The sequence below is a fragment of the Mesorhizobium sp. M1307 genome (assembly GCF_040318155.1).
Taxonomy (GTDB): Bacteria; Pseudomonadota; Alphaproteobacteria; order Rhizobiales; family Rhizobiaceae; genus Mesorhizobium.
On sequence record NZ_JAMYLR010000004.1, the window covers coordinates 233,239 to 256,595 of the forward strand.

The window sequence follows — 23,357 nt, forward strand, 5'->3', positions numbered from 1 at the left end:
AAAGTCGAGATGACATCCAATCTCCCCCCCTGAGGGGGAGATGGCCGGCAGGCCAGAGGGGGGTACTCCGGCACGAAACCAAAACCGCTACTCCGCTGCTTGCAGCGGGGCGATGCGGCGGCTTTGCTTTGCCTGCTCGTCATAGTCGCGCTGCCATTCCGACGGGCCGTTGGATGCACCCACCTGCACCGCGGTCACCTTGTATTCCGGGCAGTTGGTCGCCCAGTCGGAGAAGTCGGTGGTGATGACGTTGGCCTGGGTGTCGGGATGATGGAAGGTCGTATAGACGACGCCCGGCGACACCCGCTCGGTGATCAGCGCGCGCAGCGTCGTCTCGCCGGAGCGGCTGGTCAGCCGCACCCAGTCGCCGTCGCGCAGGCCGCGATTTTCGGCATCGTGCGGATGGATCTCCAGCCGGTCCTCGCTATGCCAGACCACATTGTCGGTGCGCCGGGTCTGCGCGCCGACATTGTATTGCGACAGGATGCGGCCGGTGGTCAGCAGCAGCGGGAAGCGCGGTCCGGTCCTTTCATCGGTCGCGACGTATTCGGTGCGGATGAACTTGCCCTTGCCGCGCACGAAGCCGCCGATATGCATGATCGGCGTGCCTTCCGGCGACTTCTCGTTGCAGGGCCACTGCACCGAGCCCACCCTGTCGAGAAGGTCGAAGGAAACGCCGGCGAAACTTGGTGTTGTCTTGGCGATCTCGTCCATGATCTGGGACGGATGCGTGTAGTTCCAGCCGAGGCCGAGCGCCTTGGCGAGCTCCTGCGTCGCTTCCCAGTCGGCATAGCCGCATTTCGGCTCCATCACCTTGCGCACCATGTTGATGCGGCGCTCGGCATTGGTGAAGGTGCCGTCCTTCTCGAGGAACGTCGAGCCGGGCAGGAACACATGCGCGTAGTTGGCCGTCTCGTTGAGGAAGAGGTCGTGCACGACGACGCATTCCATCGCGGCGAGACCGGCGGCGACATGCTTGGTGTCGGGGTCCGACTGCAGGATGTCCTCGCCCTGCACATAGAGCCCCTTGAACGAGCCGTCGACGGCCGCATCCAGCATATTGGGGATGCGCAGGCCGGGCTCGTCGTCGAGCTTGACGCCCCACAGGCTCTCATAGATGGCGCGCACCGCGTCGCCTGAAATGTGGCGATAGCCGGGAAGCTCGTGCGGGAACGAGCCCATGTCGCAGGAGCCCTGCACATTGTTCTGGCCGCGCAGCGGGTTCACGCCGACGCCCGGCCGGCCGATATTGCCGGTCGCCATGGCGAGGTTGGCAATGGCGATGACGGTGGTCGAGCCCTGGCTGTGCTCGGTCACGCCGAGGCCGTAATAGATCGCGCCGTTACCGCCGCGAGCGTAGAGCCGCGCCGCGCCGCGTATGTCGTCGGGATCGACATTTGCAAGCTGGCCGACGACTTCCGGGCTGTTTTCCGGCAGCGCCACGAACGATGCCCAGTCCTGGAACTCGTCCCAGTCGCAGCGCTCGCGGATGAAGGCCTCGTCGAACAGGCCCTCGGTGACGATGACATGGGCAAGTGCGGTCAGCATGGCGACATTGGTGCCCGGCTTCAGCGGCAGATGGAACTGCGCCTCGACGTGGGCCGAGCGCACGATGTCGGTGCGGCGCGGATCGAGCACGATCAGCTTGGCGCCCTCGCGCATGCGCTTCTTCATGCGCGAGGCGAACACCGGATGCGCATCGGTCGGATTGGCGCCGATCAGCAGGATCACGTCCGTCTGCTCGATCGAATCGAAGTCCTGCGTGCCGGCGGAGGTGCCGAAGGTCTGGCCGAGACCATAGCCGGTCGGCGAATGGCAGACGCGGGCGCAGGTATCGACATTGTTGTTGCGGAAGCCCTGCCGGACAAGCTTCTGGACGAGGTAGGTCTCCTCGTTGGTGCAGCGCGAGGAGGTGATGCCGCCGATCGAGGTGCGGCCGTACTGGTACTGGATGCGGCGGAATTCATTCGCCGTATGGGTGAGCGCCTCTTCCCACGACACTTCGCGCCACGGATCGCCGACCTTCTCGCGGATCATTGGTTTCAGGATACGGTCCTTGTGCGTCGCGTAGCCATAGGCGAAGCGGCCCTTGACGCAGGAGTGGCCGTGATTGGCCTTGCCTGCCTTGTAGGGCATCATGCGGATGACCTCGTCGCCCTTGACCTCGGCCTTGAACGAGCAGCCGACGCCGCAATAGGCGCAGGTGGTGACGGTCGAGCGCTCGGGAAGGCCTTTCGCCAGCACGGTCTTTTCCCTCAGCGCATCGGTCGGGCAGGCCTGCACGCAGGCCCCGCACGACACGCATTCGGAATCGACGAACGCCTCGTGCATGCCGGCCGAGACCCTGGATTCGAAGCCGCGGCCCTCGATGGTCAGCGCGAACGTGCCCTGCACCTCCTCACAGGCGCGCACGCAGCGCGAGCAGACGATGCACTGCGTCGGATCGTAGGTGAAATACGGGTTCGATTCATCGCGGGCGATGTAATCGATGGTCAGCGAGCCATGGCCGGGCGCCACGCCGTTTTCCTGCTTGACGTGGTTGCGGCCGTCCACGCCATAGCGGTTCTCGGTCAGGCCGACCGTCCTGACGATCTTGTCGAACTCGCTGGCGCCAGTGCCGGCCTTCTCGCCCCATGCGACAGGATGGTCGGAGACGTAGAGTTCCATCACGCCGCGGCGAACGGCGTCTAGCCGGTCGCTCTGCGTATGCACGACCATGCCTTCGCCGACCGGCGTCGTGCACGAGGCCGGCGTGCCGCCGCGCCCGTCGATCTCGACGAGGCAGACCCGGCAGGAGCCGAACGAGTCCAGCATGTCAGTGGCGCAGAGTTTCGGGATTTCGACGCCCGCTTCCATCGAAGCGCGCATGATCGAGGTCCCCGCCGGCACCGTCACCGACTTGCCGTCGACGGTCAGCGTCACTTGCTGCTCGGCTTCAGAGGCAGGTGTGCCGTAGTCGATTTCCTGGACCAGCGATTTGATATCGAATGCCGCGTTCATACCTGTCCGCTCCTATTCCGCTGCTTCGGCGACCGGCGTCGGCCGAAAGTCGTCCGGGAAATGGTTGAGTGCACTCATCACTGGATATGGGGTGAAGCCGCCGAGAGCGCAAAGCGAGCCGAACTTCATCGTGTTGCAAAGGTCGGTGACCAGCGCGATCTGCTTTTCCGGTTCGACGTTCTGGGCGAGCCGGTCCAGCACCTCGACACCGCGCGTCGAGCCGATGCGGCACGGCGTGCACTTGCCGCAGCTCTCGATGGCGCAGAATTCCATGGCAAAGCGTGCCTGCTTCAGCATGTCGGCGCTGTCGTCGAAAACGACGATGCCGGCATGGCCGATCAGCCCGTCCTTGGCGGCAAACGCTTCGTAGTCGAACGGCGTGTCGAACAGCGCGCGCGGGAAATAGGCGCCGAGCGGGCCACCCACCTGCACCGCTTTGACCGGGCGTCCCGTCGCCGTGCCGCCGCCGATATCGTCGACGATCTCGCCCAGCGTCATGCCGAACGCCGCCTCGTAGAGACCGGGATACTTGACGTTGCCGGCAATCTGGATCGGGATGGTGCCGCGTGAACGGCCCATGCCGAAATCCTTGTAGAAGGCGGCGCCCTTGTCCATGATCACCGGCACAGAGGCCAGCGAGATGACGTTGTTGATCACTGTCGGCTTGCCGAACAGGCCCTTGTGCGCCGGCAGCGGCGGCTTGGCCCGCACCTGTCCGCGCTTGCCTTCGAGGCTGTCGAGCAGGGCGGTTTCCTCGCCGCAAACATAGGCGCCGGCGCCGACGCGCACTTCCATGTCGAATGAATTGGCCGAGCCGAGCACATTGACGCCGAGCACGCCGGCCTTGCGGGCGATCTGGACGGCCTTCTGCATCACCGCCACCGCGTGCGGATATTCGGAGCGGATATAGATAAAGCCCTTGGTCGCGCCGGTGGCGATGCCGGCGATCGCCATGCCTTCGATCAGCACGAAGGGGTCGCCTTCCATGATCATGCGGTCGGCGAACGTGCCGGAATCGCCTTCATCGGCATTGCAGACGATGTATTTGCGGTCGGCCGACGTATCGAGCACAGTTTTCCATTTGATGCCAGTCGGGAAGCCGGCGCCGCCACGACCGCGCAGCCCGGACTCGGTCACCTGCTTGACGACCTCGGCCGGCGTCATCGCCACTGCATTCTGCAGGCCCTTCAGCCCGCCATGCGCCTTGTAGTGATCGAGCGACAGCGGATCGGTGACGCCGCAGCGCGCAAAGGTCAGCCGCGTCTGCCTGGCAAGGAACGGGATCTTGTCCGGTGCGCCCAGCCAGCGCTTGTGGTGGCCGCCGGTGAGAAAGCCGCAGTCGAACAGGCTTTTGACGTCGGAGGGCTTCACCGGCCCATAGGCGACGCGGCCACTAGCTGTTGCCACTTCGACCATCGGCTCGAGGAAATAGGCGCCGCGCGAGCCGTTGCGCACGATCTTGGCCTCGATGCCGCGCTCGGCCAGTTCCGCCCGAATCGCCTTGGCGACCTTTTCCGCGCCGAGCGCCAGCGCGCCGGAATCGCCGGGAATATAGATACGCGGGATCATGAGCGCACCTCGGCAACGATCTCGTTGAGCTTTTCGTCGTCGAGCCGACCGATCACCTCCCCGTCCAGCATCGCCGACGGTGAGCAGGCGCAAAGGCCGAGGCAATAGACCGGCTCCAGCGTCACCGAACCGTCACGGGTTGTCTCGTGGAAGCCGATGCCCAGCAATGATTTGAGCTTGGCGGCGATCGCATCCGAACCCATCGACTGGCAGGCTTCCGCCTGGCAGAGCTTCAGCACATGGCGGCCAGCCGGCTGGCTGCGATAATCGTGATAGAAGGTCACGACGCCGTGCACCTCGGCCCTGGAGATGTTCAGCGCCTCGGCGATGACCGGAAGCGCGTCCTGCGGCACATAACCGAACTCTTCCTGGATGCCGTGCAGGATCGGCAGCAGCGGGCCTTCGAGGCCTTTCAGCTCGTGGATGATCGCCGCGGTGCGCGATGCGATCTCGGTACTTGCAGGCTGCATCGTCATGCAGCGCCCTCCCTGGTCGTGGCGGTCTTCCGCTAAGTGCTTAGGAAATCAGAGGAAACCCGCTAAATCAATAAAGCCGATCCGTTGCTCGATAGAAATTTTCTATCGTTCGCGGTCACCAGCCTTGTCTAGCCTAGCGGCGGGCACGGAAATCGTCCGCCAGCGCCATTGCCTCGTCCAACAGCGCCGAGACCAGTGGCGTGTGCGGTTCGCGCGGTGCCGCCACCAGCCCGACGGTGTGGCTGGCATCCGGCTCGACGATCGGGATAGCCCGGATCGGCTCGGAAAAGCCGAACGTTTCCGCAAGGTTAAGCGGCATGATGGACGACCATTTGCCGGTGCGGATATGCGAAAACAGCACGATCATCGAGTTGGATTCCAATGTCGGCCGCACCTGCACGCCGGCTTCGGCCAGATGCTGGTCGATGATGCGGCGGTTCTGCATGTCGGGCGTCAGCAGGCAGAGCGGCAGCTGACTGAGTTCCGCCCATGTCACTTTGTCGCGGTCGAAATAGGGGTTCCCGACGGCGGTGATCAGTTGGTAGCGCTCGTCGTAGAGCGGCACGCTGGTGACGCGTCCGAGCGGTTCGTTGTCGAGATAGGTGATACCGGCGTCGATGTCGAAATTGCCGAGCAGCGACAGCACCTCGATCGAGGTGCGCGACAGCACCGAGAAGGTGACGCCGGGATGCTTTGCCCGAAACGGCGTCGTCAATCGCGCCACCATGGCCAGCGCCGTCGGGATCGCGGCGATGCGGATGCGCCCCGACAGGCCGTGGCGTGCCGCCCGCATCTCCTCGCGCATGGTCCTGCTGTCGCCGACGATGCGGCGCGCCCATACCAACACCTGCTTGCCTTCCGGCGTCAATCCCTGGAAGCGCGAGCCGCGCAGCACCAGCATCACGCCGAGCTGGCCTTCCAGCTGCTTGATGCCGGCCGAAAGCGTCGGTTGGGTGACGCCGCACACCTCCGCCGCCCGGCCGAAATGTTCTTCCCTGGCAAGTGCTATGAAGAATTCCAGCTTATCGATCATGCCGTCGGGAGCCTGTCACGGACGCTGTGTCCGATTGTAGCGCGCAACGTCGTGGAAATCGCCTTCGGCCGCAAGCCGCGTGTGTAAATCGTCCGCATCCACATCTTTCAGCCGGCTTACTGTTTCCCGCGATGGAATGCGGCGCTATGTGAATGAGACGGGGTCGTGGACTGGACACGACGGGAGACCGAACATGCTGGGCTGGTTCCGCAAGCTGCTGCCGCGCGAAGATCGCTTCTTCGACCTGTTCGAGCGGCATTCCCGCACCGTGGTCGGTGGCGCCGAGGCACTGCAGCAGCTTTTGCAGGGCAACGACATCGACCGCTGGTGTCAGACGATCATCGATCTCGAGGACGAAGCCGATCAGATCACCGCGGAAGTGCTGCTGGCCGTGCGCCGCTCCTTCATCACGCCCTTCGACCGCGGCGACATCAAGGACCTGATCCAGTCGATGGATGATGCCATCGACATGATGCACAAGACCGTCAAGACGGTAAAGCTGTTCGAAAAGAAGGAATTCGACCCGCTGATGCAGGAAATGGGGGGCGTCATCGTCGAGGCCGCCAAGTTGGTGGCCGAGGCGATCCCGCTTCTCGGCAAGGTCGGGGCGCATACGGTGCGCCTCAACGCCATCGCCGAGGAAGTCATGCGCGCCGAAGGCCGGGCCGACGACCTGCACGAACAGGGCCTGAAGGACCTGTTCAAGCGGCACGGCCGCAGCGATCCTATGGCCTATCTGATCGGCAGCGAGATCTACGGCCAGCTGGAAAAGGTGGTCGACCGCTTCGAGGACGTCGCCAACGAAATCAGCGGCATCGTCATCGAGAACGTATAGTGGAAGCCGCGATAGCCTTTCCGGTGCTGGTCGGCCTTGTCGTCGTCGCGCTGTTCTTCGATTTCCTCAACGGCCTGCACGATGCCGCCAACTCCATCGCCACCATCGTCTCCACCCGGGTGCTGCGGCCGCATTATGCGGTGTTCTGGGCGGCCTTCTTCAATTTCATCGCCTTCATGTTCTTCGGTCTCCACGTAGCGGAGACGCTCGGAACCGGCATCATCGACGCCAGCATCGTCACGCCGGCAGTGGTCTTCGCAGCACTTGTCGGCGCCATCGTCTGGAATATCGTCACCTGGCTCGTCGGAATTCCGTCCAGCAGCTCGCACGCGCTGATCGGCGGTTTGGTCGGCGCCGGCGTTGCCAAGGCAGGCACCGGTGCCATCGTCTGGACCGGGTTGGGCAAAACGACGGCGGCCATCGTGCTATCGCCGGCGGCAGGTTTTCTGCTGGCGCTCGTCCTGATCCTCGCGGTCTCCTGGCTGTTCGTGCGGCGGACGCCGTTCGCCGTCGACAGCACCTTCCGCGTCATGCAGTTCTTTTCCGCCTCGCTCTATTCGCTCGGCCATGGCGGCAACGACGCGCAGAAGACTATGGGCATCATCGCCGTGCTGCTCTATTCGCAAGGCATGCTCGGCGCGAATTTTTACGTGCCGCTGTGGGTCGTCATCACCTGTCAGTCGGCGCTAGCGCTGGGCACGTTGCTCGGCGGCTGGCGCATCGTCCACACCATGGGCTCGAAGATCACCCGGCTGAACCCGATGCAGGGTTTCTGCGCCGAGACCGGCGGAGCGATCACCCTGTTCGCCGCCACCTGGCTCGGTATTCCTGTATCGACCACGCACACGATCACCGGCGCCATCATCGGCGTCGGCGCCGCCCGCCGCCTCTCCGCCGTTCGCTGGGGCATTGCCGGTAACATCGTGGTGGCATGGATCGTCACCCTGCCGGCAACCGCGGCGATCGCGGCTCTCACCTACCTCGCGGTCGGCCTGGCATGGTGACAGCACCGTAGCACTGCGCGGCAGGCGATGCGCCGTATCTACCTATCCACAAGGTTCAGTATGTTGCCGTCCGGATCCTTGAACCATGCGACCTTCATGCCCTGACCGACATGAACGTCACCCTCCAGCGTCAGGCCTGGCATGTCGTAATGCTCGAAGGTCACGCCCTTCGATTTCAATGCCTCAACGATCTTGCCGAGTTCGTCGCCGACCGTCCATGTCACAGCCGTCGCCTTGTTGGTCCCAGCGAAGTTCGAACGGTAGACGTTGATGCTGGTGTCGCCGCTTTTATAGACGATCAGTTCGCCACCTTCATTGTGCACCTCTTTCAGGCCAAGGACCCCTTCGTAGAATGCCCTGGCCTTGGCCAGGTCCTTCACGGCGAGATTGGCCGTCGCGTTGCTGTTTGCGAGCATGATTCGTCTCCTTCCCTGGCTGTCATTCCATGCTCATGAAATAGGCTGCGTTGCCGATTTGGCGACGGCTGCTCCCACTGGAAATGCCGTCATATGCTCGCTGCCTCCCCGATACGCCGCTGCAATTGGTGGTCCATCGCTTGGTTCTGTTCCGGAACTGCATTATCTGGAGCGGAAAAGTAGAGGAAAAACTCATGCCCGCCGCCAATGAAAACGTGACCAAGGAAATCGTTATCGAGCGCCTGAAGACGGTCAATGGGCCGGATTTCACCGGCAATATCGTCGACCTCGGCCTGGTTTCCGAGATTTTCATTGCCGATGCCAAGGTGTTCTTTTCGATCACCGTTCCCGCTGCCCGTGCCCAGGAGATGGAACCGCTGCGTGCGGCGGCCGAACGTGTCGTCAAGGCGATCCCCGGTGTTGCCGGCGCCGTGGTCGCGTTGACGGCGGAAAAGAAGGGCGGCGGCATGGAGGCGCCGGTTCCGCAAAGACCGGCTCAGAGGCCCGCTCCGCCGGCCGCACCTGCGCGTCCCGCGCCGCAGGCGCCCGCCTCGCACAGCCAGGGCAAGCGCGGCGTACCCGGCATCGAAGCGATCATCGCCGTCGCTTCCGGCAAGGGCGGCGTCGGCAAGTCGACCACCGCCGTCAATATCGCCCTTGGGCTTGCCGCCAACGGGCTGCGGGTCGGGGTGCTCGATGCCGACATTTATGGCCCTTCCATGCCGCGTCTGCTCAACATTCGTGGCAGGCCGCAGACCGTCGACGGCAAGATCCTGAAGCCGATGCAGAATTATGGCCTCAAGGTCATGTCGATGGGCTTCCTCGTCGATGAGGAGACGCCGATGATCTGGCGCGGGCCGATGGTGATGTCGGCATTGACGCAGATGCTGCGCGAGGTCGAATGGGGACCGCTTGATGTGCTCGTCGTCGACATGCCGCCCGGCACCGGCGACGCCCAGCTGACCATGGCCCAACAGGTGCCGCTGGCCGGCGCCGTCATCGTCTCGACGCCACAGGACTTGGCCCTGATCGATGCGCGCAAAGGCCTCAACATGTTCAGGAAGGTCGACGTGCCGCTATTGGGTATCGTCGAAAACATGAGCTATTTTCTCGCCCCCGATACGGGAAAACGCTACGACATCTTCGGCCATGGCGGCGCGCGCCGCGAGGCCGAGCGTCTCGGCGTCACCTTCCTTGGCGAAGTGCCGCTCGAGATGGGCATCCGCGAAAGCTCCGATGCCGGCACGCCGGTGGTGGTCTCCAAGCCGGATGGCGCTGAGGCGAAAATCTATCGCGACATCGCCGCCAGGGTCTGGGACCGCGTCAATGAAGAGCGCGGCGCGGCCGAGGCTGCAGTGCCGAGCATCGTGTTCGAGTGATGCGGATGTCCCTCCCCCAAGTGGGCCCCTTGAGGGGGAGGGTGGCCGGAAGGGTCAGGTAGGGTCCGCGGCGACGCGCTCCAACTCTCCGGGATAGCGGGCTGACAAACCACGATCCCGTCTAGCGCGGAGGCAGATGTATGTCTTTCGTACCAAAGAGCGGATTCGGATGGCGCGTGCCCCTTGCCTGCTCCCGCGCGTTGTCATATCGATTTGTCATACAAATACGGAGACCACGATGGCAGGCCCCCCCACTCACAAGAAAAAATTTCGCTCGCAGGAGTGGTTCGACAATCCCGACAATCCGGGCATGACGGCACTCTATCTGGAGCGCTACCTGAATTACGGGCTGACGCGGGCCGAACTGATGTCCGGCAAGCCGCTGATCGGCATCGCCCAGACCGGCTCGGACCTGTCGCCCTGCAACCGCCATCACATCGAACTGGCCAAGCGCGTGCGCGAAGGCATCGTCTCGATGGGTGGCATCCCTTTCGAGTTCCCTTGCCACCCGATCCAGGAGACCGGCAAGCGGCCGACTGCTGCACTTGACCGCAACCTTGCCTATCTCAGCCTGGTAGAGGTGCTCTACGGCTATCCGCTCGACGGCGTGGTGCTCACCATCGGCTGCGACAAGACGACGCCGGCCATGCTGATGGCCGCGGCCACCGTCAACATTCCGGCTATCGCGCTTTCGGTCGGCCCGATGCTCAACGGCTGGCACAAGGGCAAGCGCACCGGCTCCGGCACTATCGTCTGGGAATCGCGCCAGCGCCTGTCGGCCGGCGAGATTGGCTATGACGAGTTCATGGATATCGTTGCCTCCTCGGCGCCGTCGACCGGCTATTGCAACACGATGGGTACCGCCACCACGATGAATTCGCTGGCCGAGGCGCTCGGCATGCAATTGCCGGGCTCGGCCGCTATCCCCGCCCCCTATCGCGAGCGCGGCCAGATCGCCTACGAGACCGGAAAGCGCATCGTCGACATGGTGCATGAGGATCTGAAGCCCTCCGACATCATGACCCGTAAGGCCTTCGAGAACGCCATCGTCGTCAACTCGGCGATCGGCGGCTCGACCAATGCGCCGATCCACCTCAACGCCATCGCCCGCCATCTCGGCGTTTCGCTCGACAATGACGATTGGCAGAAGGTCGGCCTCAACATACCGCTCATCGTCAATCTGCAGCCGACGGGCGAATATCTCGGCGAGGACTATCACCATGCCGGCGGCGTGCCGGCCGTGGTCGCCGAACTGATGAAGGGCGGCCTGCTGCCCTATCCGGATGCCATGACAGCTAACGGCAAGACCATCGGCGACAATTGCAGCGGCGCCGTCAACGAGAACCTCGACGTCATCCGCACGGTTGCCGAGCCGTTGAAAGCCAATGCCGGCTTCATCAATCTCAAGGGCAATCTGTTCGATTCGGCGATCATGAAGACCAGCGGCATCTCGCCCGAATTCCGCGAGCGCTATCTGTCGAACCCGAAGGACCCCGAAGCCTTCGAGGGCAACGCCATGGTCTTCGACGGCCCCGAGGACTATCACGCCCGCATCGACGACCCGGCACAGGGCATCGACGAGCACACCATCCTGTTCATGCGCGGCGCCGGCCCGATCGGCTATCCCGGCGGCGCCGAAGTCGTCAACATGCAGCCGCCTGCCTATCTGATCAAAAAGGGCATCCACGCGCTGGCCTGTATCGGCGACGGTCGCCAGTCGGGCACGTCGGGCTCGCCATCGATCCTCAACGCCTCGCCGGAAGCCGCCATCGGCGGCGGCCTGGCGCTGCTGAAGACCGGCGACCGCGTCCGCATCGACCTGCGCAAGGGCACCGCCGACATCCTCGTCAGCGACGACGAGATCACGCGGCGCCGCGCCGAGCTGCAAAACAATGGCGGCTATCAGTATCCGAAGCACCAGACGCCCTGGCAGGAAATCCAGCGCGGCATGGTCGACCAGTTTTCCGAAGGAATGGTGCTGAAGCCGGCGGTGAAATACCAGGATGTGGCTCATACAAGCGGCGTGCCGAGGGACAATCACTGACCAGGGTCCGTCGCACGAGCCAGCCGCCGATGCAGGCAATTTGCCGAGGTCAGCGCCAGGAGGGGTAGGGGTGGGGGTACATCGTAGAGCGAAAGCCTCGGCTTTCCACCTGCGATAGCCTGCCGTTAATGGGCAGAAATGCCCGGCACAGGGTTGGACGCGGTCATTTGTCAACAGCGATTGCTCCCGCGAGAACGGCAATGCTTGACAAGCGGGCGTGACAAATCCACGATCATCGCAAGGGGTGCATCGCGACGACCCCGTGAGGCGTCAGCCCAACGTTCGCGTCCAAGCTTCTCTTTCAAGGAGGTGGACGCCATGCCGTCAACAACCGCTATCACTGTATCGCAACTGTCCCGTCTGATTGGGCTGCCGGGTGCACCCGCAATCATCGACGTCCGCATCGATGATGACTACAACGCCGATCCGCGCCTGCTGCCGGGGTCGGATCGTCGTGATTTCAGGAGTGTCTCGAACTGGGCTGCCGACTTCGCCGGCAGGCAAGTGACAGTTGTCTGCCAACAGGGAAAAAAGCTCTCGCAAGGCGTGGCCGCATGGCTACGGCAGGAGGGCGTTGCCGCCGAATCGCTCGATGGCGGGTTTGAAGCGTGGCGCGATGCCAAGGGCCTTCTCGTTCACGCCGACAAGATACCGCCCGCCGATGCCAAGGGCCGCACCGTTTGGGTGACGCGTACGCGCCCGAAGATCGACCGCATCGGCTGCCCCTGGCTGATCCGGCGCTTCATCGATCCTCACGCGGTCTTTCTCTTCGTCGAGCCGGCCGAAGTGGCGGCCGTCGCCGATCGCTTTCAGGCCATCCCCTTCGACATCGAGAACGTGTTCTGGAGCCACCGCGGCGAACGCTGCACCTTCGACACCATGATCGAGGAGTTCGGGCTCAAATCCGAAGCGCTCGATCGCCTGGCCACGATCATACGCGCTGCCGATACTGCGAGCCTCGATCTTGTTCCACAGGCGGCCGGGTTCCTGGCCGCCTCGCTTGGCCTGTCACGGATGTTTCGCGACGATCTGGAGCAGCTCGAGGCCGGCATGCTGCTTTACGATGCGTTCTTCCGCTGGTGCCGCGATGCCACCGAGGAGACGCATAACTGGCCGGTCGCCGGCGCAGTCAGTCTCGGCACAGGCAAACCATCGTGAGCGCCGTCCTTTCGAAAAAGCCGGCGGAGATTCAGGAGCCCGCTGTGCCGAGCTTCCGGCAGGCCGTGAAGGTCTGGGCAAAAATCGGCGTGCTCAGCTTTGGCGGCCCGGCCGGGCAGATCGCGCTCATGCACAAGGAACTGGTCGAGGAACGGCGCTGGATCGGCGAACAGCGCTTTCTGCATGCGTTGAACTACTGCATGCTGCTGCCTGGCCCCGAGGCCCAGCAACTCGCCATCTATATCGGCTGGTTGCTGCACAAAACGGCCGGCGGCCTTGTTGCCGGCATTCTCTTCGTCGTGCCGGGCGCGCTTGTCATGCTCGTCCTGAGCAGCCTCTATGCGCTCTATGGCGATGTACCGCTCGTCGCGGCGCTGTTTTTCGGGGTCAAGGCGACCGTGCTCGCCATTGTCATCGACGCGGTGATCCGGATTGGCAGACGCGCGCTGAAAAACCCGGTCATGGTGTCGATCGCACTCGCCGCCTTCATTGCCATCTACGCGTTGAACGTGCCGTTTCCGCTGATCGTGCTGCTTGCCGGGCTGGCAGGCTGGATCGGCAACCGTAGTGCGCCGGCAGTTTTTTCCGGCGCCTCGCATGGCAAGGGCGATGTTCCCGACATAAAGGGCGTGGTCGATCTGATGTTCGAGCGCGGTGAACTGACCCACGTCAGGCCGACACGATGGCACGCGCCGCGCACTTTGGCGATCTGGCTGCCGATCTGGCTGGGGCCTGTTCTGCTGGTCTGGGCTTTCACCGGCCCTGCCAGCGTTTGGACTCAAATCGGTGGCTTCTTCAGTGTCATGGCGGTCGTCACCTTCGGCGGCGCCTACGCAGCCCTTGCCTATGTCGCGCAGGCAGCGGTCGAGTACTTCGGCTGGCTGGCACCCGGTGAAATGGTCGACGGCCTCGGACTTGCCGAAACCACGCCGGGTCCGCTCATCCTGGTCTTGCAGTTCGTCGGCTTCGTTGCCGCGTTCCGCCAGCCGGGCTTGCTGGCGCCGCTGCTTGCCGGACTGTTTGGCGGGCTGTTCACGCTGTGGGCGACGTTTACCCCATGTTTCCTATGGATATTCCTTGGGGCGCCTTACATCGAAGCGCTGCGCGGCAACAAGGCGCTGTCGGCGGCGCTCGGTGCGATCACCGCCGCCGTCGTCGGCGTCATCATGAATCTCGCTCTATGGTTCGGCTTGCACGTCATCTTCGGCGAAGTGCGCAATGTCGGGCTTGGAATGGACGTGCCGGTGCTTTCATCGATAGACTGGCGCGCGGCGCTGCTTTCCTGTGCCTCGATGATCGCCATTCTGAAGCTGAAGATCGGTATGCTGCCGACGCTTGCCGGATCGGCGCTGGCCGGTGTCTTGTTGCTGGCGGCGAGCGGGTAACGCTCAGCCGCCCATTCTGCTTCGCGGCAGCTTGATCATATCGCCGAAGCGGGCGCGCAATTTGTCGTCGACCGGCTTTGGCACATGGCGCGGGAAGCGTTCGGCAAGCACGCGTTTCTTCTCGATGATCGCCCGCTGCAGGATATCGGGCCTGCCTTTCTCATTCCATTCCTTCGGCGAAAAGCGGTCGCCGACGGCCGGATAGAAATATTCGGTCTGCATCAGCCGCAGCGTCTGCTCGTTGCCGAGATAATGGCCCGGGCCCTTCAGGCAGACATCGGCAATCGTGTCGATCGACAGCGACTCGTCCGTCACTTCGATGCCGCGCACGCAGCGCAGGCAGTGGCCGAGCATGTCGTTGTCGATGATCAGGCTCTCAAGGCAAAAGCCGAGCAGCGAGGCGTGCATGCCGGCCGATTCGTAAACCAGGTTGAGGCCGGCAAGACCGGCCATCACGTCGGTTATGCCCTTTTCGTAGCCGGACTGAATATCAGGCAGTTTCGAATCTGTCATGCCGGCGGCCGAACCACCCGGCAGGTCGTAAAATTGCGCCATCTGCGCGCAGGCCGCGGTCAGCACCGCCTGCTCGGCCGAACCGCCCGACATGGCGCCGGTCCGGAGATCCGAGACAAACGGCCAGGTACCGAAAATCGCCGGATGGCCTGGCTTGATGGCGTTGACGTAGATGAGGCCGACGAGCACTTCGGCGACCGCCTGCACCACGGCGCCGGCAATCGCCGCCGGTGCCGTCGCACCCGCCTGTCCTGCCGACAGCAGCAGGATCGGAATGCCGCCCTCGACGCAGGCTTCGAGAACGCCACAGGCGTCCTCGGCAAACTTCATCGGCGGCACGACAAAGCAGTTCGAATTGGAGACGAAAGGCCGCGCGCGAAAATTCTCTTCGCCGCCCGCGATCGCATAGAGCATGTCGAGCGCCGGCTTGACGTTCTCACGCACGGTAAACGAGGTGCCGACATGCTTCGACGTGCCCATGACGCAGGCGTAGAGCGTGTTGAAATCCATATCGAGCGGGTCGGGAATGTCGCGCGGCACCATCGGCCGCTGAAAGAAATGGATGTTGTCGAGCCCTTCGACCAGGCGCGCGGCATCATAAATGTCCTGCAGCAGCGACTCGCGATACTCACGCTTTTCGACATCGACAAGATGCACCGCAGCACCGGCCGTGCCGTAGTGCACACGCTTGCCCTGGATCACCATGTCGTGCTTCGGATCCTGGCCGTGGAGGGTGAAATGCCGCGCCGCGTTCTTGATGGTGTCGAGCACAAGGCCGCGAGGAAAGCGCAGGCGGCCGTCCTCACTGAAGGTCGCGCCGGCTTTGGTCAGCGCCTCGATGCAGGAGGGGATGGCGTTGGCGAAGCCGACCGTCTCCAGAAGGGTAAGCACGGCCTCGTGGATACGTTCGCAATCGCTGCCGCTGAGCGGGCTGTAGCTTCCGCCTTCGAGGCCGGCACGCACCGGCTTGACGTCGTCGGCAAGCGGTGCCGCCCGCATGGCGCGGCGCGCCTCGCGCCCGCCGGACCGCCGCGAACGCTGGTCTGCGGACACGTCCTGCTTCTCATGGGCCATTGGCATGAAGGACTCCAACTTTAGCTGCGGAGCGGGCGCAGCGGTTGGTCCACCATCGGCCTGCTCCGTCCCCTCTATACAGCGACTATGCCGCCGGCATTGGCACAGCCTATGTGCCAGCCGGTCCCGTCGCATATGCCAAGGAGCTAAAGAACCGGAGCCGCACTACATGCGCCAGGCTCCGGTCGGGGAAGGGAGATCAGGCCGCTGCCGGCCTGCGTCCAGCTGCCGTCGCAAGTTCGCGGATACCGGGTTCGATGTGCTGCAACGCGATCGAGGAAATGCCCAAGCGCATGAAACGCGATGGCTTTTCGGTGCGGTCGAAGAAGCGGTCGCCAGGCTCGATGATGACGCTGCGCGAGGCCGCGGCCTCCGCCAGCCCGCGCGAATCGGTGCCGCGCGGCCCCTCGAGCCAGAGCGACGTGCCGCCGGCCGAATCGGTCGAGCGCCACTCCGGCAGGAAGGCGGAAATCGCATGGACCAGACGCTTGCGCCTCTCGTCGAAGGCGCTCGACAGCCGCCGCACCAGCGCCTCGTGATGGCCGAGCGACAGGAACAATGCGACGGCGCGCTGGTTGTTCGCCGGCGGATGGCGCAGCATGAAGCGGCGGAGCGCCCGAAGCTCGGAGATCAGCCCGGCCGAGGCGACGATGTAGCCGAGCCTGAGGCCGGGAGCCAGCGTCTTCGACATCGAGCCGACATAGACGACGCGGCCGGAGCGATCGAGGCTCTTCAGCGCCTGCTGCGGCGCCTCGTCCAGGAGCTGGCTGTCATATCCGTCCTCGATGATGATCTGGTTGTGCCGGTTGGCGCGCGCCAAAAGCTCCTGCCGCCGCTCTGCCGACAGCGGCACCATGGTCGGGCAATGGTGGCTGGGCGTGACGAAGACGAAGCCGGAATCATTGGGAATGGCCGAGGTTACGATGCCGGAGTGGTCGACCGGAACCGGCTGGATCTCGGCGCCGGCCAGCCGGAAGATCGAACGTGCATCGGGATAGCCGGGGTCCTCCATCGCCACCTTGGAGCCCTTGGTCATCAACAGCGTCGCCAGCATGTAAAGCGCGTTCTGGGCGCCCAACGTCACGATGATCTCGTCCGGATTGGCGAAGATGCCGCGTCGCGGCAGCAGCCGTGCCTGGATCTGCTCGATCAGGAGCGGATCGTCGCGGTCGACCATGTCGGATGCCCAGTTGCGGATTTCGAGCACCGCCAACGCCATGCGGTTGCACTCGCGCCATTCGGCGGTCGGGAACAGCGCCGGGTCGAATTGGCCATAGACGAAGGGGTATGACGACTTGATCCAGTTGTCGTGCTTGGCCGGCGGCGGCATGTCGCTCGCCGCGATCTGCCGACGCGCCTTCCAGTCGATCTCGTTGGCCTGGTCGGGCGCCTTCTGATGCGGCTTGGCCGGCGTCGCCAGCACTTCGGGATTGACGAAATGGCCGCGGCGCTCGCGCGCCACCAGGAAGCCCTGGTCGACCAGCTGCTGGAAGGCCAGCACCACGGTACCGCGCGCCACGCCGAGTTTTTCGGCAAGAATCCGGCAGGACGGAAGCGGCATGGAAGCCGCGATCTGCCGGTCGAGGATGGCGGCGACGATCGCCTGGCGGATCTGCGCCTGCAGGGTCTGACCGGATTCCGCCGAAATCCGGAACAGGCCGGACCATATGGCCGTGTCGTTTCGCTGTGGCATGGGAGATGTTCCTCGATGGCCAGCTTTTTTCACTTGGCTGGACCAGTCGAATGTACCGGTGGCACAAGGTGTTGCGCCAATCAATTTTTCTGATCGCTGGGATTTATGCCAGTGATCCTTTGAGCCGGCCCACGCTGCGCTGCGGCATCGCTGCGCATTGAAACAGATGGAATTCGACCCGATAGTTTGCCGCGACGACACGCGCCGGAAACATCCGGCCTGATAAGATGCATCTCAAGAGACCGGAGCGAAGCAGTGGATCAATCGTCCTTTCAAAAGCAGCTCGACGCATTGCGCGATCATCGTGCGGCCAAATCGGGCTCGATGCGCGAGGCTTTCGCTGCCGATCCGCAGCGCTTCGAGAAATTCTCCGCCAGTGACGGCGACCTGCTGCTCGACTGGTCGAAATGCGCGGTCGATGCGCGGACTATGGAGTTGCTGGAGAAGCTGGCTGAGGCCGCTGACCTCGAAGGCCGGCGCGACGCGATGTTTGCCGGCAAGAAGATCAACGTCACTGAAGGCCGTGCCGTGCTGCACACGGCGCTGCGCAACCTGACCGGCAAGGGCATCGTGCTCGACGGCCAGGACGTGAAGGCGGAAGTCCTTGCCGTACTCGACGCGATGGGTGCCTTCGCCGACGCGGTGCGTTCCGGCAAGGCGGCCGGCGCGACCGGCAAGAAAATCACCGACATCGTCAACATCGGCATCGGCGGCTCCGATCTCGGCCCGGCCATGGCGACGCTGGCGCTGGCGCCCTATCATGACGGCCCGCGCGCGCATTACGTATCCAATATCGACGGTGCCCATATCCACGACACGCTGAAGGGTCTTTCCGCCGAAACCACCCTGTTCATCATCGCCTCCAAGACCTTCACCACGGTCGAGACGATGACCAATGCCGAAACCGCGCGCAGATGGGTCGAGAAGGCGCTCGGCAAGGAAGCGGTCGGCAAGCATTTCGCCGCCGTCTCGACGGCGCTCGATCTGGTCGCCAAATTCGGCATCGCGCCCGATCGCGTCTTCGGCTTCTGGGACTGGGTCGGCGGCCGCTATTCCGTCTGGGGTGCGATCGGTCTGCCGGTGATGATCGCCATCGGCCCGAAGGATTTTCGCGCCTTTCTCGACGGCGCCCATGAGATGGACGAGCAGTTCCGCACCGCGCCGCTGGCGAAGAACCTGCCGGCGCTGATGGGGCTGATTGGCTGGTGGCACCGCGTGATCTGCAAATACTCCGCTCGCGCCGTCATCCCCTACGATCAGCGTCTGTCCAGGCTACCGGCCTATCTGCAGCAGCTCGACATGGAATCGAACGGCAAGAGCGTCACCCTGGACGGCGGCGCTGTAACGACGCCGACCGGCCCGCTGGTCTGGGGCGAGCCCGGCACCAATGGCCAGCATGCCTTCTTCCAACTTCTGCATCAGGGCACCGATTTCATTCCGGTCGAATTCCTTGCCGCTGCCGTCGGCCACGAGCCGGAACTGAAGCATCACCACGACCTTCTGCTTGCCAATTGCCTGGCGCAGTCGGAAGCCTTCATGAAGGGCCGCACGCTTGAGGAAGCCCGCGCGCAGATGCTGGCGAAAGGCATGAAGCCGGCCGATGTCGACAGGATTGCTCCGCACCGTGTCTTCTCCGGCGACCGCCCCTCAGTGACGATCCTCTACAGGAAACTCGACCCCCACACGTTCGGACGGCTGATTGCGCTTTACGAACACCGCGTCTTCGTCGAAGGCACGCTGTTCAACATCAACTCCTTCGACCAGTGGGGCGTCGAGCTCGGCAAGGAACTGGCGACCGGGCTGCTGCCCGTCGTTGAAGGCAAGGAGAACGCCGCAAAGCGGGATGCCTCGACTGCCGGACTGGTGGAATACATCCACCGCTTGCGCGGCCCGGAGTGAAAAGCTTGGCGGACATTAAGGGAATATTGTTCGACAAGGACGGCACGCTCGTAGATTTCAACGCGACATGGCTGGGCATCGCCGACTTCATGGCGATGGATGCGGCCGAAGGCGATCGCTGGAAAGCAGACAGGCTGCTTGCGGCGGCGGGCTTCGACTTCGCCACCAAGCGCTTCAAGCCGGATTCGATTTTTGCCTCAGGCACCAACATGGACGTCGTCGAGCTGTGGTTTCCACGGCTGTCCGACGAGGACCAGATGCTTGCCGTCGCCCGCTTCAACGCCATCACTTCGGCGCAGGGATCGGCAATGGCGGTGGCGCTGCCGGGTGTGGTCGAGACGCTTGGGCTGCTTCACAGAAAATCCTACCGGCTTGGCGTCGCCACCAACGACTCGACCAGCGGCGCGGAAAAAACCTTGGTCACGCTGGGCGTCGCGCAGCTTTTCGAAGCCGCCTATGGTTACGACGCGGTGGCCAATCCAAAACCGGCGCCGGATACGATCCTTGCCTTTTCGGATCTGACAGGGCTCAGGCCGGCGACGATCGCAATGGTCGGCGACAATCGTCACGATCTGGAGATGGCGCGCGCCGGCGGCTGCGGCCTGGCGATTGGCGTGCTTTCCGGCACCGGCACACGTGAATCGCTGTCGCAGATCGCCGACGTCATCCTGGATTCGGTGGCCGATCTGCCCGATTTTCTTGCGGCGCGGGTCAGCGAGACAGTCTAGACTCGCAGCTAGCTGGTCCGAACGAGAACACGCCGCTCGGTTTCATCGCCGCATTCCTGCCTTCGCCGACATCCGGCACCTCGTATTCGGCCAGCAGGCGAAGCCGCGAGCGGGGCAGATAGGCGCGGCCCGGATCGCCGATCAGCACGGCGATGCCGGCTGCAAGGCAGCGGTCGAGGAAAGAAAGGGCCCGGCCGGCAAGATCATGGGCGTAAAACAGGTCGCCGACCACCACGACATCCACCGGTGGCGGCGGACCGCTGGTGATGTCTTCGCCAATGATCATGATAGCGACGCCGTTCGCAGTCGCGTTGAGGCCGAGCGCAACCACACCATTGTGATCGATCTCGGCCGCGACGACCTCGCTGGCTCCGGCTTTTGCCGCTGCGATACCGACGAGACCCGAACCGGCGCCGAGGTCGAGCACGCGACGCCCGGCCACGGTCTCCGGCCGGTCGATTATGTAGCGGGCAAGCACCGCGCCGCCGGCCCAGACATAGGCCCAGTACGGTGGCTCCGGTTCAGGTCCGTCTTCTTCGGTCGCATGTTGGTTCCATTCGAGAAGCCGCCTGAGCCCGCTTCCCGGATGGGCGGTGTAAAGCCGGATTTCGGGAAGCGCGGGCACGGGGGCGATCCGCATGTTCGCCCGGGTGAACTCTGCCGGGTCCGGGCGCGAACCTATACTCACGGCGTTGGCGCCGGCGATGCAATCGCTCAAGCTGCGCCTAGCCCCGCAACGCCCGTCGCAGGATCTTGCCGACCGGTGTCTTCGGCAGCTCGGTGCGGAACTCAATATATCTGGGACGCTTGTAGCCGGTCAGGTTCTCGCGGCAATAAGCCGTCAGCATGTCGGCGGTCAGTGCCGGGTCCTTCTTGACGACGAACAGCTTCGGCACTTCACCCGAATGCTCGTCCGGCACGCCGATCGCCGCCACTTCGAGTACGCCTGGATGCTGCGCCACCACTTCCTCGAGTTCGTTCGGATAGACGTTGAAGCCGGAAACCAGGATCATGTCCTTCTTGCGGTCGACGATCTTGGTGTAGCCAAGCTCGTCCATGAAGCCCATGTCGCCCGATTTGAAGAAGCCGTCCTCGGTCATCACCTTGGCGGTCTCGTCCGGCCGGTTCCAGTAGCCGGCCATCACCTGCGGTCCGCGGATGCAGATTTCGCCGACTTCGCCGAGCGGCAAATTGTTGCCGTCGTCGTCGCGGATGGCGATCTCGGTCGAGGGCAGCGGCAGGCCGATCGTGCCGGTGTAAACGCCGTCGCTGAATTTGTTGATGGTTGTCCCCGGCGAGGTCTCGGTGAGCCCGTAGGCCTCGCTGATCGGGCAGCCGGTCAGCGCCTTCCAGCGTTCGGCGATGGCCCTCTGCACCGGCATGCCGCCACCCAGCGTCAGGATCAGCGGCTTGAAATCGAGCTTGCGAAAATCCTCATTATTGAGCAGCGCATTGAACAGCGTGTTGAGGCCCGGAAAGATGTGGATCGGGTATTTCTGCAGCTCCTTGACGAAGCCGGGAATGTCGCGCGGATTGGGGATGAGGACATTCTGCGCGCCTTGCTGCATGCCTACCAGCACGTTCGCCGTCAGCGCAAAAATGTGATAGAGCGGCAGCGCGCAGAGGAAGTTCAGATGCGCCGGCTTCGGCTTGACGGTAAAAGCGTCTTCGGCCCACAGCGCGTTCTGCGCGACGTTCGCCAAAATGTTGCTGTGCAAAAGCATCGCGCCCTTGGAGATGCCGGTCGTGCCGCCCGTGTATTGCAGGAAGGCGATGTCGTCGGCCGCGACCTTTGCGGGCCTGAAGGCCATGCCGGTGCCGGCCTTCAGCGCGGCGTTGAACTTGACATGGCCGGGCAGCGACCATGCCGGCACCATCTTCTTGACGCGGCGTACAACGAAGTTGACGATCGTTCCCTTGAGCCCGCCGAGCATGTCGCCCATCGAGGCGACCACGACATGCTTGACCGCGGTCCTGGCGATCACCGCCTGCAGGGTGCAGGCAAAATTTTCGAGGATGACAATGGCTTGAGCGCCGGAATCCTTGAGCTGATGCTCCAGCTCGCGCGGCGTGTAGAGCGGATTGATGTTGACCACGACATAGCCGGCGCGAAGCACTGCCATAATCGCCACCGGATATTGCAGCACATTCGGCATCATCAGGGCGACGCGCGCGCCCTTCTGCAGCCCCGTTGATTGCAGATAGGCGCCGAAGGCGGCCGACTGTCGCTCGAGGTCGGCATAGGTGATCGATTTGCCCATGCAGACGAAGGCCGGCCGATTCGCAAACTGCTTGCACACGGCGACGAGAAAGTCGCCGATCGAGCTGGAGGGCAGGTCGCCAATCTCGGCCGGCACGATCTTTGGGTAACTCTGGAGCCACGGTTTTTCAGGCAGGCCAGCGGCCAGTGCGGTGATCGCCTTCGGTAATCTCTTGGCCGGACCTGCCGGCGGTCGTGGCGCTGTCGGCACTGCCTTCGCCGCCGGCTTGGCGGCAGATTTTGCAGCAGGCGCAGTCTTGCCGGTTGCCGCTTTAGCAGCCGTTCCAGCCGTGGTCTTCGCCGCCGGCTTCGCGCTTGCCTTCGCGGTAGCCGTCGGCTTGGCGGCGGCCGCTTTTGGCTTGACCGCTTTCGATGTTGCCTCGGCCTTTGCTTTCGCCGCGTTGGTTGTCTTTGCCGGTCTTGCCACCTGTCGCTCCCTCAATCGTTCTTATTGTTTCGGCATGCTTGCGCGCCACCACCGCCCTGATCAACAAAGATATCCCACCGCTTGCCGCAATATCCGGAACCTGGGAAAATCCGGCACGCTGCCCATCTATCTATGTATTGCCACAAGCGGCGGCCGTGCAAGCCTCGCCACCTGGAGTGCGGTAAGACTTGCCGTCAAACCTCTTGGCCGCGGCCGGTTTTCGGACGCGCATCTCTTGAACCGAACGGCTCGATTCCCCCAATCGGCGGCATTACCGATCAACAAAAAATTGAAGTCGCTAATAATGTCGTGATCTGCGGATTCGGCTCGTTTTTTCCACAATTTGCCGCGTGCCGGAAATTTTTTCTGCTTCCCGTGGGTTAGGCAAACAAGCAGTTCCAAAGCTAGAAAAACGGTGCTTATATGCGGCCTTCGCGAGCCTGACAGAGGGGCTTGGAAGAACA

At 63.5% G+C, this 23,357-nt stretch carries 18 protein-coding genes; 9 read left to right on the forward strand and 9 right to left on the reverse strand.

The window, feature by feature from the left end:
- Positions 1-87: 87 nt before the first annotated feature.
- From fdhF to NKH16_RS08280, 4 genes are all read right to left on the reverse strand, one after another.
- Positions 88-3,000, reverse strand: coding sequence for a formate dehydrogenase subunit alpha (gene fdhF, locus NKH16_RS08265; RefSeq protein WP_352899007.1), 2,913 nt, complete (start codon positions 2,998-3,000; stop codon positions 88-90).
- A 12-nt stretch (positions 3,001-3,012) separates the two neighbouring features.
- Complete coding sequence (locus tag NKH16_RS08270; RefSeq protein ID WP_352469987.1) at positions 3,013-4,569, reverse strand: formate dehydrogenase beta subunit; 1,557 nt, start codon at positions 4,567-4,569, stop codon at positions 3,013-3,015.
- The gene (locus NKH16_RS08275) at positions 4,566-5,045 is read right to left on the reverse strand and encodes a formate dehydrogenase subunit gamma (RefSeq protein ID WP_352448523.1); all 480 of its coding nucleotides are present in this window, start codon (positions 5,043-5,045) and stop codon (positions 4,566-4,568) included. The genes NKH16_RS08270 and NKH16_RS08275 overlap by 4 nt, the downstream gene beginning before the upstream one ends.
- Positions 5,046-5,178: 133 nt before the next feature.
- Entirely contained in the window at positions 5,179-6,078 is a 900-nt protein-coding gene (locus tag NKH16_RS08280; RefSeq protein ID WP_023717897.1) for a LysR family transcriptional regulator, read from the reverse strand.
- A 193-nt stretch (positions 6,079-6,271) separates the two neighbouring features.
- Here NKH16_RS08280 and NKH16_RS08285 point away from each other — a divergent pair, with 193 nt between their 5' ends.
- The gene (locus tag NKH16_RS08285; RefSeq protein ID WP_023676807.1) at positions 6,272-6,913 is read left to right on the forward strand and encodes a DUF47 domain-containing protein; all 642 of its coding nucleotides are present in this window, start codon (positions 6,272-6,274) and stop codon (positions 6,911-6,913) included.
- Positions 6,913-7,917 carry an inorganic phosphate transporter gene (locus NKH16_RS08290; RefSeq protein WP_352899010.1) on the forward strand — a complete coding sequence of 335 codons (1,005 nt, stop codon included), beginning with the start codon at positions 6,913-6,915 and terminating at the stop codon, positions 7,915-7,917. Before NKH16_RS08285 ends, NKH16_RS08290 begins: the two co-directional genes overlap by 1 nt.
- Positions 7,918-7,955: 38 nt before the next feature.
- Here the strand turns inward: NKH16_RS08290 and NKH16_RS08295 are convergent, their stop codons facing one another.
- Positions 7,956-8,333 carry a VOC family protein gene (locus tag NKH16_RS08295; protein ID WP_352448526.1) on the reverse strand — a complete coding sequence of 126 codons (378 nt, stop codon included), beginning with the start codon at positions 8,331-8,333 and terminating at the stop codon, positions 7,956-7,958.
- Positions 8,334-8,527: 194 nt separating this feature from the next.
- On the opposite strand from NKH16_RS08295, the gene NKH16_RS08300 reads away from it, so the two are divergent.
- The 4 genes from NKH16_RS08300 (at position 8,528) to chrA (ending at position 14,299) form a co-directional block, all read left to right on the forward strand.
- Positions 8,528-9,712, forward strand: a complete 1,185-nt coding sequence (locus tag NKH16_RS08300; protein WP_352448527.1) for an Mrp/NBP35 family ATP-binding protein — start codon at positions 8,528-8,530, stop codon at positions 9,710-9,712.
- Between the two features lie 238 nt (positions 9,713-9,950).
- Complete coding sequence (locus NKH16_RS08305) at positions 9,951-11,756, forward strand: IlvD/Edd family dehydratase (RefSeq protein ID WP_352899012.1); 1,806 nt, start codon at positions 9,951-9,953, stop codon at positions 11,754-11,756.
- Between the two features lie 318 nt (positions 11,757-12,074).
- Complete coding sequence (locus NKH16_RS08310; RefSeq protein WP_352743111.1) at positions 12,075-12,914, forward strand: chromate resistance protein ChrB domain-containing protein; 840 nt, start codon at positions 12,075-12,077, stop codon at positions 12,912-12,914.
- A complete protein-coding gene (gene chrA, locus NKH16_RS08315) occupies positions 12,911-14,299 on the forward strand; it encodes a chromate efflux transporter (RefSeq protein ID WP_352448530.1) in 1,389 nt (462 codons plus the stop codon). Before NKH16_RS08310 ends, chrA begins: the two co-directional genes overlap by 4 nt.
- Positions 14,300-14,302: 3 nt before the next feature.
- Here the strand turns inward: chrA and NKH16_RS08320 are convergent, their stop codons facing one another.
- Together NKH16_RS08320 and pdxR are read right to left on the reverse strand one after the other, a co-directional pair.
- Positions 14,303-15,892 carry a trimethylamine methyltransferase family protein gene (locus NKH16_RS08320; RefSeq protein ID WP_352448531.1) on the reverse strand — a complete coding sequence of 530 codons (1,590 nt, stop codon included), beginning with the start codon at positions 15,890-15,892 and terminating at the stop codon, positions 14,303-14,305.
- A 193-nt stretch (positions 15,893-16,085) separates the two neighbouring features.
- A complete protein-coding gene (gene pdxR / locus NKH16_RS08325) occupies positions 16,086-17,579 on the reverse strand; it encodes a MocR-like pyridoxine biosynthesis transcription factor PdxR (RefSeq protein ID WP_023676815.1) in 1,494 nt (497 codons plus the stop codon).
- A 255-nt stretch (positions 17,580-17,834) separates the two neighbouring features.
- Between pdxR and pgi the strand changes: the two genes are divergently transcribed.
- Entirely contained in the window at positions 17,835-19,478 is a 1,644-nt protein-coding gene (gene pgi / locus NKH16_RS08330) for a glucose-6-phosphate isomerase (RefSeq protein WP_352899015.1), read from the forward strand.
- Between the two features lie 5 nt (positions 19,479-19,483).
- Positions 19,484-20,206 (forward strand): HAD family hydrolase, encoded by a 723-nt coding sequence (locus NKH16_RS08335; protein WP_352570248.1) that lies wholly within the window; start codon positions 19,484-19,486, stop codon positions 20,204-20,206.
- Here the strand turns inward: NKH16_RS08335 and NKH16_RS08340 are convergent.
- Positions 20,190-20,846 carry a class I SAM-dependent methyltransferase gene (locus tag NKH16_RS08340; RefSeq protein WP_352748898.1) on the reverse strand — a complete coding sequence of 219 codons (657 nt, stop codon included), beginning with the start codon at positions 20,844-20,846 and terminating at the stop codon, positions 20,190-20,192. The genes NKH16_RS08335 and NKH16_RS08340 overlap by 17 nt on opposite strands.
- A gap of 85 nt (positions 20,847-20,931) precedes the next feature.
- Positions 20,932-22,623 (reverse strand): long-chain fatty acid--CoA ligase, encoded by a 1,692-nt coding sequence (locus tag NKH16_RS08345; RefSeq protein ID WP_502911681.1) that lies wholly within the window; start codon positions 22,621-22,623, stop codon positions 20,932-20,934.
- 100 nt (positions 22,624-22,723) lie between these two features.
- Between NKH16_RS08345 and NKH16_RS08350 the strand changes: the two genes are divergently transcribed.
- Positions 22,724-23,206, forward strand: coding sequence for a hypothetical protein (locus NKH16_RS08350; protein WP_352899021.1), 483 nt, complete (start codon positions 22,724-22,726; stop codon positions 23,204-23,206).
- Positions 23,207-23,357: the final 151 nt, after the last annotated feature.

Excerpts from the sequence above, each read along its gene's own strand:
- NKH16_RS08295 (WP_352448526.1), bottom strand. The coding sequence starts at position 8,333 with ATGCTCGCAAACAGCAACGCGACGGCCAATCTCGCCGTGAAGGACCTG.
- NKH16_RS08310 (WP_352743111.1), top strand. The coding sequence starts at position 12,075 with ATGCCGTCAACAACCGCTATCACTGTATCGCAACTGTCCCGTCTGATT.
- fdhF (WP_352899007.1), bottom strand. The coding sequence starts at position 3,000 with ATGAACGCGGCATTCGATATCAAATCGCTGGTCCAGGAAATCGACTAC.
- pdxR (WP_023676815.1), bottom strand. The coding sequence starts at position 17,579 with ATGCCACAGCGAAACGACACGGCCATATGGTCCGGCCTGTTCCGGATT.
- NKH16_RS08285 (WP_023676807.1), top strand. The coding sequence starts at position 6,272 with ATGCTGGGCTGGTTCCGCAAGCTGCTGCCGCGCGAAGATCGCTTCTTC.
- NKH16_RS08275 (WP_352448523.1), bottom strand. The coding sequence starts at position 5,045 with ATGACGATGCAGCCTGCAAGTACCGAGATCGCATCGCGCACCGCGGCG.
- NKH16_RS08340 (WP_352748898.1), bottom strand. The coding sequence starts at position 20,846 with ATGCGGATCGCCCCCGTGCCCGCGCTTCCCGAAATCCGGCTTTACACC.
- NKH16_RS08320 (WP_352448531.1), bottom strand. The coding sequence starts at position 15,892 with ATGCCAATGGCCCATGAGAAGCAGGACGTGTCCGCAGACCAGCGTTCG.
- NKH16_RS08270 (WP_352469987.1), bottom strand. The coding sequence starts at position 4,569 with ATGATCCCGCGTATCTATATTCCCGGCGATTCCGGCGCGCTGGCGCTC.
- NKH16_RS08280 (WP_023717897.1), bottom strand. The coding sequence starts at position 6,078 with ATGATCGATAAGCTGGAATTCTTCATAGCACTTGCCAGGGAAGAACAT.
- NKH16_RS08300 (WP_352448527.1), top strand. The coding sequence starts at position 8,528 with ATGCCCGCCGCCAATGAAAACGTGACCAAGGAAATCGTTATCGAGCGC.
- NKH16_RS08305 (WP_352899012.1), top strand. The coding sequence starts at position 9,951 with ATGGCAGGCCCCCCCACTCACAAGAAAAAATTTCGCTCGCAGGAGTGG.